Annotated in this window: 18 protein-coding genes; 7 read left to right on the top strand and 11 right to left on the bottom strand. The window is 59.9% G+C overall.

Annotated elements, in window-relative coordinates:
* Nucleotides 1-372 precede the first annotated feature (372 nt).
* Entirely contained in the window at nt 373-1,287 is a 915-nt protein-coding gene (locus GA0061102_RS22530) for a cation diffusion facilitator family transporter (protein WP_092853402.1), read from the top strand.
* Between the two features lies 1 nt (nt 1,288).
* Complete coding sequence (gene queF, locus GA0061102_RS22525) at nt 1,289-1,753, top strand: preQ(1) synthase (RefSeq protein ID WP_092853400.1); 465 nt, start codon at nt 1,289-1,291, stop codon at nt 1,751-1,753.
* Between the two features lie 59 nt (nt 1,754-1,812).
* On the opposite strand, the gene GA0061102_RS22520 is transcribed toward queF, so the two are convergent.
* Nucleotides 1,813-2,628, bottom strand: coding sequence for a DUF2076 domain-containing protein (locus GA0061102_RS22520; protein ID WP_092853468.1), 816 nt, complete (start codon nt 2,626-2,628; stop codon nt 1,813-1,815).
* Nucleotides 2,629-2,860: 232 nt separating this feature from the next.
* Here GA0061102_RS22520 and GA0061102_RS22515 point away from each other — a divergent pair, with 232 nt between their 5' ends.
* On the top strand, nt 2,861-3,448 hold the full coding sequence (locus tag GA0061102_RS22515; RefSeq protein WP_092853398.1) for an ATP-dependent Clp protease proteolytic subunit: 588 nt from the start codon (nt 2,861-2,863) through the stop codon (nt 3,446-3,448).
* 290 nt (nt 3,449-3,738) lie between these two features.
* Here GA0061102_RS22515 and GA0061102_RS22510 read toward each other — a convergent pair whose 3' ends face one another.
* On the bottom strand, nt 3,739-4,929 hold the full coding sequence (locus GA0061102_RS22510; RefSeq protein ID WP_092853396.1) for an MFS transporter: 1,191 nt from the start codon (nt 4,927-4,929) through the stop codon (nt 3,739-3,741).
* Nucleotides 4,930-4,951: 22 nt separating this feature from the next.
* Nucleotides 4,952-5,737: a DeoR/GlpR family DNA-binding transcription regulator gene (locus GA0061102_RS22505; RefSeq protein WP_092853394.1), complete on the bottom strand. Its 786-nt coding sequence runs from the start codon at nt 5,735-5,737 to the stop codon at nt 4,952-4,954.
* Nucleotides 5,738-5,927: 190 nt separating this feature from the next.
* Between GA0061102_RS22505 and GA0061102_RS22500 the strand changes: the two genes are divergently transcribed.
* Together GA0061102_RS22500 and leuA are read left to right on the top strand one after the other, a co-directional pair.
* On the top strand, nt 5,928-7,112 hold the full coding sequence (locus GA0061102_RS22500) for a benzoate/H(+) symporter BenE family transporter (protein ID WP_092853392.1): 1,185 nt from the start codon (nt 5,928-5,930) through the stop codon (nt 7,110-7,112).
* Nucleotides 7,113-7,438: 326 nt separating this feature from the next.
* A complete protein-coding gene (gene leuA, locus GA0061102_RS22495; RefSeq protein WP_092853390.1) occupies nt 7,439-9,151 on the top strand; it encodes a 2-isopropylmalate synthase in 1,713 nt (570 codons plus the stop codon).
* Between the two features lie 205 nt (nt 9,152-9,356).
* Here the strand turns inward: leuA and GA0061102_RS22490 are convergent, their stop codons facing one another.
* The 6 genes from GA0061102_RS22490 to GA0061102_RS22465 form a co-directional block, all read right to left on the bottom strand.
* Nucleotides 9,357-9,818, bottom strand: coding sequence for a GNAT family N-acetyltransferase (locus tag GA0061102_RS22490; protein WP_092853388.1), 462 nt, complete (start codon nt 9,816-9,818; stop codon nt 9,357-9,359).
* Between the two features lie 85 nt (nt 9,819-9,903).
* Nucleotides 9,904-10,107, bottom strand: coding sequence for a hypothetical protein (locus GA0061102_RS22485; protein WP_092853386.1), 204 nt, complete (start codon nt 10,105-10,107; stop codon nt 9,904-9,906).
* A 100-nt stretch (nt 10,108-10,207) separates the two neighbouring features.
* On the bottom strand, nt 10,208-11,032 hold the full coding sequence (locus tag GA0061102_RS22480; protein WP_092853466.1) for an anti-sigma factor family protein: 825 nt from the start codon (nt 11,030-11,032) through the stop codon (nt 10,208-10,210).
* A gap of 21 nt (nt 11,033-11,053) precedes the next feature.
* Nucleotides 11,054-11,566 (bottom strand): RNA polymerase sigma factor, encoded by a 513-nt coding sequence (locus GA0061102_RS22475; protein ID WP_092853384.1) that lies wholly within the window; start codon nt 11,564-11,566, stop codon nt 11,054-11,056.
* Nucleotides 11,567-11,773: 207 nt separating this feature from the next.
* Nucleotides 11,774-12,307, bottom strand: a complete 534-nt coding sequence (locus GA0061102_RS22470) for a tetratricopeptide repeat protein (protein ID WP_425348559.1) — start codon at nt 12,305-12,307, stop codon at nt 11,774-11,776.
* 124 nt (nt 12,308-12,431) lie between these two features.
* A complete protein-coding gene (locus GA0061102_RS22465; protein ID WP_092853380.1) occupies nt 12,432-13,370 on the bottom strand; it encodes a metallophosphoesterase family protein in 939 nt (312 codons plus the stop codon).
* A gap of 50 nt (nt 13,371-13,420) precedes the next feature.
* Between GA0061102_RS22465 and GA0061102_RS22460 the strand changes: the two genes are divergently transcribed.
* Entirely contained in the window at nt 13,421-13,912 is a 492-nt protein-coding gene (locus GA0061102_RS22460; RefSeq protein WP_092853379.1) for an NUDIX domain-containing protein, read from the top strand.
* Between the two features lie 35 nt (nt 13,913-13,947).
* Here GA0061102_RS22460 and GA0061102_RS22455 read toward each other — a convergent pair whose 3' ends face one another.
* Nucleotides 13,948-14,937 (bottom strand): glutathione S-transferase family protein, encoded by a 990-nt coding sequence (locus GA0061102_RS22455; protein ID WP_092853377.1) that lies wholly within the window; start codon nt 14,935-14,937, stop codon nt 13,948-13,950.
* A gap of 355 nt (nt 14,938-15,292) precedes the next feature.
* Here GA0061102_RS22455 and GA0061102_RS22450 point away from each other — a divergent pair, with 355 nt between their 5' ends.
* The gene (locus GA0061102_RS22450; protein ID WP_092853375.1) at nt 15,293-15,865 is read left to right on the top strand and encodes a GNAT family N-acetyltransferase; all 573 of its coding nucleotides are present in this window, start codon (nt 15,293-15,295) and stop codon (nt 15,863-15,865) included.
* 37 nt (nt 15,866-15,902) lie between these two features.
* Here the strand turns inward: GA0061102_RS22450 and GA0061102_RS22445 are convergent, their stop codons facing one another.
* On the bottom strand, nt 15,903-16,328 hold the full coding sequence (locus GA0061102_RS22445) for a GNAT family N-acetyltransferase (RefSeq protein ID WP_092853373.1): 426 nt from the start codon (nt 16,326-16,328) through the stop codon (nt 15,903-15,905).
* Nucleotides 16,329-16,332 lie beyond the last annotated feature (4 nt).

Raw genomic sequence — 16,332 nt, 5'->3', positions numbered from 1 at the left:
TGGGCATATTCTACCATGTTTCTTGGAGATCTTCCGTTCGGCGTCAACGGCCGGGCGAGCAAACGCCTCGAAGTCCGTTTGCCAGGTCAGCTATCGGCATGATCTCTTAAAGGTGAGCGTATCATTGGTTTCCAGTTGCAGCGAGCACAGATACGCGAAAGCTTCAATGCGCCGCCGCAATCACGATCGCCAGCCTTGAAGATGAATTGCGGTGCATTAAGGGCTATGCTGCCTTTGACAATTTTAGCGCCGTGCCCCATATGAACCGTCAATGAGCCGCCTGCGCGAAATTCGCGCGGGCGGTTTTGCATTTCAACGGCGCCTTTCTTGCAATTCATTCGCATAAGCAGGCGCGGGATACTGGAGAAGGGCATGAACAGTCAGGGAAACGATACGATCAGGCGGCTGGCCCTCTGGGGCATTCCGCTCTCGCTCGGCGTCATGGGGCTGAAGATGCTGGCCTGGTGGCTGACAGGTTCGGTGGCGCTCCTGTCCGACGGGCTCGAATCGCTCGTTAATGTCGTTGCGGCCTTCATTGCCTTTTTTGTCATCCGTTACGCGCAGAAGCCGGCCGACCACGACCATCCCTTCGGTCACCACAAGGCCGAATATCTTTCCGCCGTCACCGAAGGGGTGATGATCGTCGTTGCGGCGCTGATGATTGTGCAGGAGGCGGTCGGGCACCTTGGCAACCCGCAGCCGATGCAGGCGCCGGTGCTCGGTCTGGCGATCAACTTCGTCGCCGGCGTCATCAACGGCATATGGGCATTGACTCTGCTGCGAGCCGGCCGGACGCATCGCTCGCCGGCTTTGACGGCGGACGGGCAGCACATCATGTCCGACGTCTATACCTCGATCGGGGTCCTGATCGGCTTGCTGCTGGCGCTCGGCACCGGCCACCCGATCTTCGACCCCGTGCTTGCCATTCTCGTCGCCATCAACATCCTTTACCAGGGCTGGAAGGTGATCTCCAATTCCATCGACGGGCTGATGGACAAGGCAGTGTTGCCGGAGGAGGAGGAGACCATCAAGGACGCGATCGCCAGGAATGCGGAGGGGTCGCTTGGCGTTCACGATCTGAAGACGCGGCGGGCAGGGGCGGTGACCTTCGTCGATTTTCATATGGTGGTGCCTGCCGCCATGCCGGTACGTGACGCGCATCGAATCTGCGACCGCCTTGAAGACGCCATAAGGGCGATCCATGCGGGTGCCGAAATAACCATTCATGTGGAGCCGGAGGGCGAGAAGGCCCATGGTCTCCGCGTCAAAGTGATCAAGGAGACCTGAGATGCCCAAGACCGATGTGTCCGGCCTGTCGATGCTCGGCAGCCAGACGGAAACCGCAAGCAATCCGGAAGAGGCCGTTCTCGAAAAAGTGCCGGCGGGCCATGCCGGCACCGATTACGTCGTGCGCTTTACCGCGCCTGAATTCACCTCGCTTTGCCCGATGACGGGACAGCCCGATTTCGCCCATATCGTCATCGACTACGTGCCGAACGAATGGCTGGTGGAATCGAAGTCGCTGAAGCTCTTCCTGCATTCCTTCCGCAATCATGGCGCATTCCACGAGGATTGCTCGATCTATATCGCCAAGCGTCTGGTGGACCTGCTGGAGCCGAAGTGGCTCCGCATCGGCGCCTACTGGTATCCGCGCGGCGGCATCCCGATCGATGTTTTCTGGCAGACCGGCAAGCCGCCGGAAGGCGTCTGGCTGCCGGATCAGGGCGTTCAGCCCTATCGCGGCCGAGGCTGAATGAAAAAGCCGCCATCCAAGGATGGCGGCTGCGGCTTTTTTGTTGGGCTGGTACCGGCTCAGGCAAACGAACTGTCGTCGTCGCTGTTGTCGAACGAATCGTCATTGTCGTCGTCCTGAGCGTCCTGGGCAGCATCCTGGGCGTAATCGGCGGCACTTTGATCATTCTGATCGTCATTGCCGAAATAGTTGTTGTTGATGATGGTTTCCTGCACCGGCTGTTCGGCTGCGTTGGCTGCCGTGCCTCCGAAGAGGCCGCTGCCGGCATTGCCGCCGAAGAGACCGCCGCCTGTGCCGCCGAGATGCGGGCTGAAGAGGCTGGAGAGCGATTCCGCCAGCATCACGCCACCGGCGACGCCGGCTGCCGTGCCAAGCGCACCGCGCAGGAAGCTACCGCCCGCCGAAGGGGCCGCTGCCTGCTGGCTCCATGGGCCGGATGGCTGCGGTTGCGGCTGGCCGCCCCATGGGCCGGGCTGCTGCTGCGGCGCATTGCGGGCATAGTCGTCATAGAGGCGACCCTGCTGCTGCGGGCTGGCGGCTTGCGGCGCGGGTGCGCGCTGCTGTTGCTGGCCGCCGCCGAAGAGCGAGCCTATCCCGCCGAGGAAACCGCCACTCTGGCCCTGCGGCTGATTGGCTTGGGCGCTCTGCTGCTCGAGCTCGTGTACACGCGCCTCGAGCTGCTGGATGCGATCGGCCGCAGCCTTCATGCCCTGTTCCTGCATGATGACGGCCTGCGCCAGGAAATAGGGCGCATAGGGCTGGTCGCGGACCGACTGGTTGATAAAAGTCTCCGCATCGGCGTCGCGCTGGGTGCTGGCAGCGGAGCGCACGCGATCGAAGAGAGACGCGAGCAGTTGACGTTCTTCAGGCGACATGATGGCCTCCTTGGCAATCTGTTGCTGTAAATTCGGGGCGCGATTCTTGACCGCGCTGACCTGACGTAGGATCCAATCTCGGCTTTTCAAAGCCATTCAAGTTACATTTCGGTAATCCGCAACCATAACACCATGTTGTCAGTCGCTATTCCCGCCTTGTCTTTTTCCGGCATTGTTTTACGCATTGAGTCGCACTATGTGCGGTGAACGACGCATCATGCTGGAGAGTTGAATGAACGACGAAGACGAACAGGAAGACAAGAAGACCGAGCTGCCTTTGGGCAAGGACGCGGAGGCGAATCTTTTCAAGTCGCGTTCGATCTTCATCTATGGCGGTATCACCCAGGAGCTGGCGCAGAAGGTCTGCTCGCAGCTCGTAGCGCTTGCCGCCGCCAGCGACGATGATATCCGCATCTACGTTAATTCGCCCGGCGGCCATGTCGAATCCGGCGATTCCATTCACGACATGATCAAGTTCATCAAGCCGAAGGTTTGGATGATCGGCACTGGCTGGGTCGCTTCCGCCGGTGCGCTGATTTATGTCTCCGCTCCAAAGGAGCGCCGCATCTGCCTGCCGAACACGCGCTTCCTGCTGCACCAACCGTCCGGCGGCACGCGCGGAATGGCCTCCGACATCGAGATCCAGGCACGCGAAATCATCAAGATGAATGAGCGCTTGAACAGGATCTTCTCGGAAGCCACCGGCCAGGCGATCGAAAAGATCGCCAAGGATACGGACCGCGACTATTGGCTCTCCGCCGAGGAAGCCAAGGCTTACGGCCTGGTCTCGCGCATCGTGACGTCCCAGGCGGATATCTGATCTAGCGGGTTTTCCCGATTGCATTGAGCGCCCTCGCTTGCCGGAAGGCAGGTGGGGGCTTTTGTTTTTGAGGTTTTCGATCAGGATCGGCTTCGATCGGAAGAAATAAGCTGGCGACGGAAAAATCCGCCGCCAGCCTTCGCCACTCAAGAGGGTGCAACGTTTCCGGAGGTGGCGAACTCGAAAGATTGCCGTTGCGCTAGGGGGATGTCGGAGGCCGGTTGCCGGTTCGATCTGGCTCGCCGACCGTCACACCGAAATGGCCTCCGGAACGCCGCTGCAGTGCCGATTCAGGCGTCCATAGAGCGGTATGAGCGATGCGCATCGGCCTCTCCCTCTTCCTGATCTCGATTGCGGGCCACGATGCCGGCGCAGAGAGGCGCGACGCAGAGCAATAAAGCGAGCATCCAGAAGGCGCCGGGCAGGCCCAGATGATCCGCCGCGAAGCCAACGCCGGCGGGGCCGACCAGGACGCCGGCATAGCCGGTCATGGTGATTGCGGCGACGGCCAGGCCAGCCGGCATGACTTTCTGCGCGCCGCCCTTGCGGAACAGAACCGGGACGATGTTGGAGGCGCCGAGGCCGATCAGCAGGAAGCCGCTCATGGCAAGGATCGAAATCGGGCTGATGAGGAGGACGACAAAGCCTGCGACCGCGATCACGCCGCCCCATAGCATGATCGCCCTGTCTCCGACCTTTGCGGTGATGGCATCGCCGGCTAGGCGGCCCGCCGTCATCGCGATCGCGAACAGCATGTAGCCGAGACCGCCGTGGCTTGCATCGACCCTCCCTTGAGTGGTGAGAAGCAGTGCGCTCCAGTCGAGGATGGCGCCTTCGACGAGGAAGGTGATGGCCGCAAGGGCCGCAAGCAGCAGCACGAAGCCGCGGGGCATGACGAAGAGCGGCGTGTCCTCCGATTGAACGGTGCGGAGCAGCCGCGGCCATGCAACGACCATGGCGACGATCATCAGCACCGAGCATAGCAATGTTGCGACAAGCGGACCGGCCCTGACGGACAGGAGAAGCGTGACGACCAGGGAGCCGATGAAGCCGCCTATGCTGAACAGCGCATGGAAGCCGGACATCAGCGGTCGGTCAGTGCCTTTCTCGACCTCGACGGCGTGAATGTTCATGGCGACATCAAGCGATCCCAGGCAGGCGCCGAAAGCCGCGAGTGCAATGCCGAGGGTGAAGGGCGTGCTAGCCACGGTCAACATCGGCAAAATGAGCGCGAGGCCCAAGCCACCCGCGATCATGATCGGCTTGCTGCCGTAGCGCGCACTCAACATGCCGGTGGCAAGCATCGCAGCGACGGAACCAAGGCCCAGGCAAAGCAGCAGCATACCGAGCACGCCGTCATCGACCGCGAGACGATCCTTGGCGAATGGGACGAGCGGCGCCCAGCAGGCGAGGGCGAAACCCGCGACCAGAAAGGCAAGGCGTGTTGCCAGCCGGGTTTCCGGCCGATCGGTGGATTGCATGATGGTTCCTCGTCTTTCGAGATCAGGAGGATGGAGTGACGTCGCGCAGCCGCAGGAGCGAGAAGCCGGCTTCGATGACCGCCTTCTCGTCATCTGCAGGCAGGTCATCCTCGACAACAAGCCAGTCGATATCTGCAGCGCCGCCAATCCGGTGCGGCGCGCGTTCGTGAAATTTCTCGGACGTGATCAGCGCGATGCGTGCTGCGCTTCTTCTAAGAAGCGTCCGCTTGAAGATCGCGTCTGCATGTTCGTACACGCTGATGCCGCCTCTTGCCGAAATCGCGCAAACACCCAGGAAACAGCGGTCGATGTTCAAGGCTTCGATGGCAGCGACCGCGGAGGCATCTACACTGCCGCCGACGACGGGATTGACCGCCCCGCCGATCAGCACGAGCGGAACGTCGCCGCGCTTCATGACCGCGGCAGCTATGTCGATGGAATTCGTCGCGATCGTTGCGTCCAGGTTCTTCGGCAGCAGTTCCACCATCTCAAGGTTCGTGCTGCCGCTGTCGAGAAAGAGGAATTCCCCCGGTTCGATCATCGCGACGGCTGCTTGCGCCAGGACCCTTTTGCGCCCGGATTCCTGTCCGATCCGTGCGGATATGGGTTGGGAGGGCGTCAGGAGAGGGAGTGCGCCGCCGTAGACGCGCCGGCATTTGCCCTCGGCGGCAAGTGCCCGCAGATCGCGGCGCACGGCGTCCTCGGAAACATTGAACTCCACGGCGAGCGATGCGGCGACGATCTGCCGGCCCTCTGCGAGCCGTGCTTCGATGACATCCCGCCGAGACAATGGAAGTGAATTACTCATGAACTCTCATTATCGTGCATAAACAAGAAAGTCAATATGCACGTTTATGCATGATTAGGCCGGATCCGATACATATGGCGATCGATTTGACTGCTACCGCCGCCATTTCGCTCCGAAACTGCACTTGCACGCCTGACGCTTGTAATGCTCCATGCGGGTTCAATCGCTCTTCGTATGAGTCTTCGTCGTCATGCTCAAAGATTTCTCCGTTCAAAGCCTGTTCATGGGGTGTTTGACCGCCTTTGTCGGCTTTGCCAGTTCCTTTGCCGTTGTCTTTCACGGTTTGCAGGTTGTCGGTGCGACGGACGCGCAGGCTGCGTCGGGCCTGATGGCGCTTTCGGTTGCGATGGGCCTTTGTGCCATTATGCTCAGCACGGTCACCAAGTTGCCTATCAGTATCGCCTGGTCGACGCCCGGGGCGGCGCTGCTTGCGAGCGGCGGAGCGATCGAGGGCGGCTTTTCCGCAGCGGTCGGAGCATTCTTTGTCTGTGGCATATTGATCGTCATAGCCGGGCTCTTTCGCCCATTCGGCCGCGCGGTTGCCGCCATCCCGGCACCGCTGGCCAATGCCATGCTCGCCGGCGTTCTGCTCGGTCTTTGCTTTGCGCCGGTGAAGGCGATTGCCTTCAATCCCGCTTTCGGCCTGCCGATCATTCTTGCCTGGATCGTCGTCGGCTCGTTCAAGCGGCTTTGGGCGGTGCCGGCGGCCCTTGCGGCCTTTGCCCTGGTGCTGGCCTTCGGTGTGAAGATACCCGACGGTGCGCTTGGCTCGCTCGAGCATTCGCTGTTGCCGACAGTGGAATTCGTGAAACCGGTCTTCACCCTTGCCGGCATCGTTTCCATCGCACTGCCGCTGTTCATCGTGACGATGGCGTCGCAGAACATACCGGGCATCGTCGTGCTCAAGGTGCATCACTACGATCCCAAGCCTGGTCCGCTATTTGCCGTGACCGGCGTATTCTCGCTTCTCGCCGCTCCTTTCGGCGGCCATGCCGTCAATCTCGCTGCGATCACCGCCGCCATGTGTGCGGGACAGGATGCTCATGACGATCCCAAGCGGCGCTACTGGGCCGCGATCATCGCCGGCATTGGCTATGTCGTCTTGGGCCTGCTTGCGAGTGCTGTCACCGCATTTGTCGCGCTTGCACCGCCGATCCTGATCGAGGCGGTCGCCGGTCTGGCGCTGGTCGGCGCGCTGTCGAATTCTGCCTTGAATGCTTTCCAGCAGCCGGAATCGCGCGAGGCGGCCGCCATCACCTTTCTGGTGACGGCATCGGGTGTTTCCTTCGGAGGTATCTCAGGCGCCTTCTGGGGCTTGATTGCCGGCGGCCTGATGATGGCGCTGTCGCGCGGCGTGCAGATGCTGAAGAAGTGACAAGGGGTTGCTTCTTTGCTATCCGGCGGCTATAAGCGCGGCCATGAAGTTGACTGGCGCAAAGATTTCCGAACAGATTGCACGTGGGCGCGTAGCTCTGCGTGACAATACGCGCGCCCTTACCTCGCTTCTCCTCCTCGGCCTTACGCGCGGTTGCCGGGTCCTTTGAGGAGCGCCCGGCGGCCGAAAAGCCCGCTGGCCATCGCTCCTCGCGACCTACCCTAAATCGACAGCATACCCGCAAAGGGTCCGCATTTATCATCGCCAAGCCGCATCCGATCGGCTAAGACGCGGGATGAAATGACGGGAAAGGAAGAGACGAGACCATGGACGCAAACAGCCATTCCCCCAAAGGCATGCCCGACGCAACGGTGAAATACCGTGCCTATCCCCAGATCAACATTCCCGACCGGACCTGGCCGTCCAAGGTCATCACCAAGGCGCCGATCTGGTGTTCGGTCGACCTGCGTGACGGTAATCAGGCGCTGGTCGATCCGATGGGTCACGATCGCAAGGCGCGCATGTTCCAGCTGTTGTTGGATATGGGCTTCAAGGAAATCGAGATCGGTTTCCCCTCGGCGTCCCAGACCGACTTCGACTTCGCCCGCTGGTGCATCGAGCAGGGTAATGTGCCTGCCGACGTGTCGTTGCAGGTTCTCGTCCAATGCCGCCCGGAATTGATCACCCGCACCTTTGAGGCGCTGGAAGGCGCCAACAAGCCGATCGTGCATTTCTACAATTCCACCAGCGAATTGCAGCGCCGCGTGGTGTTTGCCAAGGACGTGCAAGGCATCAAGCAGATCGCAGTCGATGCAGCCAAAATGATCAGCGACATGGCGGCCAAGGCCGGCGGCGGCTACCGCTTCGAATATTCGCCGGAAAGCTTTACCGGCACCGAGCTGGATGTGGCTCTGGAAATCTGCAACGCCGTCATCGACGTCATGAAGCCGACGCCGGACAACAAGCTGATCATCAACCTGCCGTCCACCGTGGAAATGGCGACTCCGAACATCTATGCCGACCAGATCGAATGGATGTGCCGCAATCTCGATAACAGAGAAAACCTGATCATCTCCCTGCATCCGCACAATGACCGGGGCACGGGCATCGCTGCCGCCGAACTGGCGCTGATGGCCGGCGCCGACCGCGTCGAAGGTACCTTGTTCGGCAATGGCGAACGCACCGGCAATGTCGACGTCGTTACCATGGCGCTGAACATGTTCACCCAAGGCGTCGATCCGGAGCTGGACTGCTCCAACATCGAGCGCATGAAAGAAGTCTTCGAATATTCCAACCAGATGGCGATCGGCGAGCGCCACCCCTATGTCGGCGAGCTGGTCTACACCGCCTTCTCCGGCTCGCATCAGGATGCGATCAACAAGGGCATGAAGGCGGCCAAGGTCGCCAACGATCCGGTTTGGGAAGTGCCCTATCTGCCGATCGACCCACAGGATGTCGGCCGCACCTATGAGGCGATCATCCGCATCAACTCGCAGTCGGGTAAGGGCGGCATCGCCTATATCATGCAGCAGGACTACGGTCTGAACCTGCCGCGCAATCTCCAGGTGGAGTATCGCGAAGAGATCCAGCGCATCACCGACGAGGAGGGCAAGGAATTGCCGTCCAAGCGCATCTATGAGCACTTCATCGAGCGCTATGTGACGCAGCCTGGCGGCCGGATTCGCTTTATCGATCATCACACATTCGCCGATCCCGAACACAAGGGGCAGCGTATCGTTGCGGCCGAGATTTCCGACAATGGCGAGGTGAAGCGCATCGAGGGCAGGGGCAACGGCCCGATCGACGGCTTTATCAACGCACTATCGATCTATCTCGGCGTTTCGATGTCCGTCGAGGACTATTCCGAGCACTCGCTGCAGCATGGCTCCAACGCGTCGGCGATCTCCTATGTCGAGATTTCCTATCCGGACGGCAAGCTCTTCGGTGCCGGCATCAATACGAACATTGTCGCCGCTTCCCTTGAGGCGATCGTTTCGGCCGCAAACCGCGTGCTCGATATCAAGGCAGCAAAGGGCTGAAATTCAACCGACTAGGGCGTTTCCGCTTTTCTTCGAATCGCGAAAACGCCCTACCTTCTTGTTTCTTTACGTATTCCGGACGGAAAACCGCTGCGCACTTTTCCTGGAAATGCTCTAAGTTCAGTGAAGATCGATCCCCTCGATATCGTCGAGGGGATTTTTCGTTCTGCTTGTGGCGAGCAGTTTGGTCGGCGGAGCAGCCGTTTCACAATGACTTGCGATAGACGACAAATCCGGAGCGTTCCGCGATCTTGTCGTAAACGCGCATCGCCTTGGTGTTCGTTTCATGCGTCTGCCAGTAGACGCGATGCGAGCCCGCCTGCTGGGCCTGTTCATAAACGGCTTCGATCAATGCCGATCCGATGCCCGTTCCCCGCGCCGCCTCGTCGGTGAACAGATCCTGCAAATAGCAGCTTGGCTCGATAGCTATGGTGCTGCGGTGGAAGAGATAATGCGACAGCCCGAGCAGCCGGCCATTTCTTTCGGCAACGAGCGCATGCATGGGTTCATAGGCATCGAAGAAGCGCTGCCACGTCATCTGCGTGATATTGGCCGGAAGGGCCGTTGCCTCGAAGCGCCCGTAAAACCTGTTGTAGCCTTCCCATAGGATAAGCCACTGCTCATGGTCTTGCGGTGTCACGAATCGGATCAGAAAATCGTCGGCCATTGCATTTTAGTCCACGTAGAGAAGAACAGCGGCCAGCGCTGAAGCTGGCCGTCGCCGAAGGACGGAGACACCGTCCTCCCTGCATTCATGGCTTCTGACTGGCAAGCTCGTCGCGCTGCTTCGTCAGGCGCTCCAGCTCTTCCTCTTGTTCCGAGATGCGCTCCGACGTCCGCTCTTCGTCGGCCGCGCCGGAAAAGGCGGTGGCCTGTTCGATCAGTTCGCGAAGATTTTCCCTGATCACCGCTATGCGCCTGTCGATTTCCGGAATGGTCAGAAAAACGTCCGACATGTTGAAACTCCAACGAGTATATCTATCCAGTGCGATTATCGCACCGCATTATCCATCGGCAGGCTGATAGCCGCAAGCTGCAAAGCGAGAGGAGGTTCCATCAGATCTCGGCGGATACCCTGTTGGCGATCTGGTCGAGCATCGCATCCGAAGATGGGCCGACGACGGCATAGGTCGCGCCATCGCGATACCAGGAGACGATGCTGACATCGTCGCGAATGGTTTCGTCGAAATTGTTGCTGTTCGCAACGCCGTCGGTCTTGGTGAAGCAGATGGCAATGACCTCGCCGTCGAGATTTTTGTAGACCAGCTGGCCCACAGGCTTGCCACTGGCGATGAACAGGCGGGCGCCCTGGAAGACGAGGCCGTCGGCAGCGAGGTCCGGAAAATTGAATTTCACGCCGACGGTGTTCGACAGCCACTTGCTGATCTCATCCTGCTCGCTGGCCTGCAGCTCGACCATGTGGCGCGGCTGCCGCGAATAGATGCGATGATATGCTGCGATATCATCAAGCCAATTGCGCATCGCCACCTGTGCCGGGGTGGGAGGGGTGGCCGCAGGCACTTGGGCCGGCTGCATGCCGAAAAGGTATCCGATACCGCCGCCGAGCACAAACAAAATGAGGGCTGCGGCAAGCGACTGCCGGCCTGTCGGCGCAAGCTTGAATGACGGTCGCGCGAGGCGGGGGGAGGGGTCGCGTGTCTTGGGAGGTTGAGCACTCTTGATGGACCGCACGAGCGCCAACGGCACCGGCTCCTTCAACACCTCGTCGAGTGCCTTGCGGCCGACATCGGAGCCGTGTCTCAATTCATCGAGAATCCGCCGGGCCTCCGGATCGGAGGCGATCAGCTTTTCCAGCTCTTCCTTTTCGTCACGGCTCATTTCGCCGTCCATAAAGGCGGACAAGCGAATTTCGAGCGGCATTTTCTTCATGTCCTGCAATGCTTAAAACCTTCGAGACGAACGGTTATGACCTTGGGAGGCGAGGTAGAGACGGGCGCTGGAGAGCCGTGAAGCCAATGCCGACAAGGGAATGCCGAGAATCTCAGCCGCCTGCTTGTAGTTATGCCCTTCGACATCGACCAGCAGAAAGACACTGGCAAATCCTTCGGGCAAAGATGTGACCAAGCGATGGGCTTCTCCGGCTTCCACAGGATTTGGATGCAGGCCGGCTGCGGGCTCGCCCTGCTCGAGGGCGTTGCCCTTTGCGGGGCGCAGTTTTTGACGCCGCGCTTCATCGACCCACTGATTCCGAGCCATCGTATAGAGCCAGCTTTCCAGTTTGCCGGTGCCGTTCCAGAGATGGAACTTGGCTATGCCGCGCTGACAGATGCTTTGGACGAGTTCGTCGGCTTCGGTCAGGTCGCCGGTCAGAGTCACTGCGAAGCGGCGCAGCTTCGGAAGAAGCCCGACCAGGTCGCGTCTGATATCGATGGCTGCTGCTACCGGCGTGTGCATGGTCGTTCCAAAGAGGCGTTGGAGGTTGTGACATCGACGACGTCTTCCCGCAAATCTGGGCCTTTCCCTTGGAAAGGGCGATGCGAACGGAATGATCGTCCTGTGTTGGTATGAACCATTTTTGTGCCGCTTCGCAAGTCTTCAAAAGCACTCGCGTGGTTGCCTGTCATTGAGCTGGCGACTCGCCTGGATGCCATGGATCACTCCTCAATAAACGACATGACCCTTGAGTGATTGCAGCAGCGAGCGATAGGCCCACGTATTCTCGCCGCCACGATCACGGATTTCGACGAGCTGCACGCGCGCGCCTTGAACGTCGCCCTGTTCGAGCAGCGCCTGTCCCATGTAGGAGCGCGCGAGAATGTAGTTCTCATCGTGCTGCAGAGCCTTGCGATAGTAGCTCATGCCGAGCTCCATGCGGCCGGCCTTGCGATTGGAATAGCCGAGATAATTAAGGATGCGGGGATCGTTCTGGTCCCTGGCAAGCTTCAGAACGGTGATGGCATTCTCATACTGGCCGGCATAGGCGAATTCGCGTGCGGCCTGGAAAAGCTGGTCGTCGTTGAAGCCGCTTTCGTTCGGCTTCACGCATTCCTTCTTGTCCTTATCCCACACTTTGCCACCGGTGCATTCGGTGGTCGTCTTGCTTTTCGGCGGCGGGGCCGTTTCATCGCTTTCCGAGCCGGCGGCAAGGGCCTGCAAGCTGGTGGCGAGCAAAAATCCGACAGCGACCGTCATCATTGTTGAGCTCTTTATCGAGACCTTGAGACCCATGTTATCCTCCAGGATTCCGAGGTTTCAATTGTAGCTCGGCATCTTAGAAAACGCCACCGAAACGACGAGGTCCATGGCGGCAAAACGCGGATCATGGCGCAAGAATATCGACGCCGTCCGCATCCACGCCGTTGCCAGCGGTGTTAAGGCTATAGCGTTCGGCCTTCAACTCCCAGGCGCCTGGCCGGCCAGCGATCGTGAAGAGATTGTAGGCGGCCGGTGGCTTTAATCCGCCGACATTCTGGGAAGCCGACGCGATGCCAACAACCGGCACAGGGTCGGCGTGGCCGCGCAGCCAGTGCACGGTATTGAGGTGGGTATGGCCATGAAGAACCAGCTCAGCACCACCGGTCGAAATGGCTGCTGCAAAGCGGCGAATGCCGATCATACGCTTGTAGAAGCTAGTCGCGCCGCGGATTGGCGGATGATGGATCATGACGATGCGAAAGAGCCCGGCATCGCCGGCCGCGCGAAGCATATTCACCGTCTCGCGCGCCTGGCGGGCGGAGTAAAAGCCGCTGGCGGCGAAAGGCGGCGTGGCGACGGCGGTCGAGCATCCGATGAGTGCGACTTGGTCCCGAATACGAAGATACGGGAAGACGCGCTGATCCTCCCGCCATTCGGCCGACGCGCGGTCGCCTCTGACGTAAGGATACCAGGCGCGCATGGCCTTTTCGTAGGCGCCGGGCACATAGGCATCGTGATTGCCGGGAACGACCGAAGTGTGCACGGGGTCGCCGACCATCTTCAGCCATGTGGCCGCCGTCTCGATCTCGATGCCGCTCGCAAGGTTGACGAGATCGCCCGTTACGGCGAGATGGTCGGCCTGCTTTGTCCTGATATCGTCCAGAAGCAGGTCGAGCGTATTGCCAAAAAGATGCTTGCGCCGGTTCCTGTGCCAGTTCACAAATCCGGTTATACGTTTGGAGGCGAGTTCTCTGATCGAAAGGCGTGGCAGGGGGCCGAGGTGTACGTCGGAAATATGCGCGAGCTTGAACATGGGATGAGACATAGCCCAGTCTATCGTCAAAACAAATAGATCGCCCGTTTGAATGCAAGGCGAGGGATGAAGGTTCGTGCATGAGTGAGAAGGCTGCCCGGAATGAGAAGAGTAGCGCGTGGGCATGGCTCTTTGGCCGTGCATTGCATGTCTATTTCGTGCTGACCCGCAGTATGACGCTCGGCGTGCGCGCCGCGTGTTTCGACAGCGAAGGGCGGATCTTTCTGGTGCGACACTCCTATATCGCCGGCTGGCACATGCCTGGCGGCGGCGTCGAACGCCACGAAACGGTGGAGCAGGCGCTCGAGAAGGAGTTGCGCGAGGAAGGCAATCTGGTGATCTCAGGCGAGCCGCAGCTCTTCCACGTCTATTTCAACAATCGTATCAGCAAACGCGATCATGTCGTCTTCTACCGTGTCGAGGTAACGCAGACCGCGCCGCGCATGGCGGATCGTGAAATCGTCGAAACCGGTTTCTTTCCGCGCAACGCACTTCCTCCGGGTACGACGCAGGCGACATATCGCAGGCTGGAGGAACTGGAAGGGGCTGAGCGCCCTTCCAGCTACTGGTAGCCGCCCGCCGGTGGCAGGAGACTTGTGCTCTCCGATCAAGCCGCTTTCGCGAGCTGCTCTCGGCCATGCGGACGATCGAAATCCAGCTCGGGGCCGACGGGAACGATGCCCGTCGGATTGATCGCCCTGTGGCTGCGATAGTAATGATCTTTGATATGGGTGAGGTTCACGGTCTCTGCCACGCCGGGAACCTGATAGAGGTCTCTCAGATATGCCGTTAGGTTCGGATAGTCGGCGATGCGGCGGATGTTGCATTTGAAATGGCCGACATAGACGGCGTCGAACCGCACGAGCGTGGTAAACAGCCGCCAATCGGCTTCGGTCAAACCTTCTCCGAACAGGTAGCGTTGCGTCGACAGCCTGGCGTCGAGCATATCGAGGGTTTCAAAGAGGCGGCGGGCACTGTCCTCGTAGGCGTCCTGCGCCGTCGCGAAGCCCGCTTTGTAGACGCCGTTGTTGACCCTGTCGTAGACGAGTTCGTTCAGGGCATCGATATCAGCGCGCAGATCGGCGGGATAGAAATCCTCCCTGGAGCCGGTCAATGCGTCGAATGCGCTGTTGAACATGCGGATGATCTCGGCCGACTCGTTGTTGACGATCGTTCCGGTCTGCTTGTCCCAGAGAACGGGGACGGTCACCCGGCCGGAATAATGCGGGTCGGCCCTGACGTAGATTTCCCAGAGCGTCTTGGCGCCGAAAAGGGGATCGATCGTTCCGCCGTCTTTCCCTTTGAATTCCCAACCATTTTCCAGCATCAGCGGGTCGACGATCGAGACCGGGATCAGAGACTCTAGCTTCTTCAGCTTGCGGAAGATCAGGGTTCGATGCGCCCAGGGGCAGGCGAGCGAAACGTAGAGGTGGTAGCGTCCGGCCTCTGCCTTGAAGCCCCCAGTTCCGGTTGGGCCGGCTGCGCCGTCAGGCGTGATCCAGTTGCGGAATTGCGACGCGGCGCGCTTGAAATGGCCTTTCGTCTTTTCGGTGTCGTACCAGACGTCGTGCCAAACGCCGTCAACCAACATGCCCATTGTTCTGTCCTTTCGGAATACTGCTGAGGTTTGAGGGTGAACATACGGCATGGTCGTCAAATTTCGAGATGATAAACGCTGAACACTGCGTAGCTGGTGGGATCTTTGGCAGATGTAGTGTGCTGACCACTGATTTTCTGCGGCTGTCATCATGCGGACATCATCTTGCATCAACAGATGGCAGCATGCATTTTGCATTGGACGCGCCGGATATTTCCTGCTATCGGGCTTGTCACACTTTGAGGACTACTTGTCATGAAAGTCACCAGAAGCCTGCGACGACGCCGATGATCCCGAACGCTCGACGAGCGCCTTCGAGAACAATTCCGTCTGTCTATCCGGTTTTCTTGGTCTAATGTACAAGCACGATCTGATCTACCTCACTGAGGATGCGTCGCACGACGCTGCCATCGAACTCATCAACGAAGAAGCATTTGGTCCCGGTCGGTTTACGCGCGCCGCCGCGCGGATTCGCGAGCAGGGGCCGCATGATCTGTCGCTGTCCCTCATCTGCGCCGATGATGGGGAGACGATCGCATCTGTACGGATGACGCCGGTTCTTGCCGGCACGGTCAGAGGGCACTTGCTCGGACCGCTTGCCGTGCGGCCCTCGCATAAGAACAAGGGTATCGGTCGCGAGCTTGTGCGGATCGCTGTCGAGGCAGCCAAACGCAACGGCTCGGAAGCCGTCATCCTCGTCGGCGACCCGCCATACTACTGCCCGCTCGGCTTCGAAAAGGTTGCCTACAATGCCTTGGCATTTCCAGGCCCGGTCGATCCCAACCGCGTTCTGGTCGTGCCGATCGCTGCCGACACGCATGCGCGGCTGCAGGGTTCTATCGCCTGGCGCGATGATGCCGCCTCGGCTATCGCGGACCAAGACGAAGATCTCGACGACATGATGCAGCGGACGGCGATTGCCGTCTAAGCCCTACAATATATGGAAAAACGTCGCCGCGCTGTGATCAGCGAGGCGATAGTTTTTTCTGCAGGAAGAAGCGGGTGCGGCCGACGGGAAAGTCTGGCAGTTCTCCGAAGATCGCATAGCCCTGCCGCTGATAGGCATGCAGTGCTTGCGGATTGAACGTATCGATCCACGCCCCGAAACAGCCGCGGGCTGCAGCTTCGGCTTCCGCCGCCTCGAGCAGCTTGCCTGCCATGCCCTGGCCGCGCAAGGTTTCCGGCACGAACAGCCATTGCGTGAACAGCCATCCCCAAGCCGTGTAACCCGAAATCCCGCCGATGGTCTTGCCGCTCTCGTCACGGATCAGCACCGCCAGCGATCGCCTTTCAGATGCGCCGACATCGGCGGCGTTGAAGGCGGTCAGCCCCTCGCTGATCGCGGCGAGTTCGGCTTCGGAGGGGGCGTCGGTTATGTCGAATTGTGTCATCGGT

The sequence above is a fragment of the Martinezella miluonensis genome (assembly GCF_900094545.1).
Lineage (GTDB): Bacteria > Pseudomonadota > Alphaproteobacteria > Rhizobiales > Rhizobiaceae > Rhizobium > Rhizobium miluonense.
The sequence above is the reverse complement of the archived record's forward strand: the minus strand, read 5'-3'. Positions and strand labels throughout refer to the sequence as shown.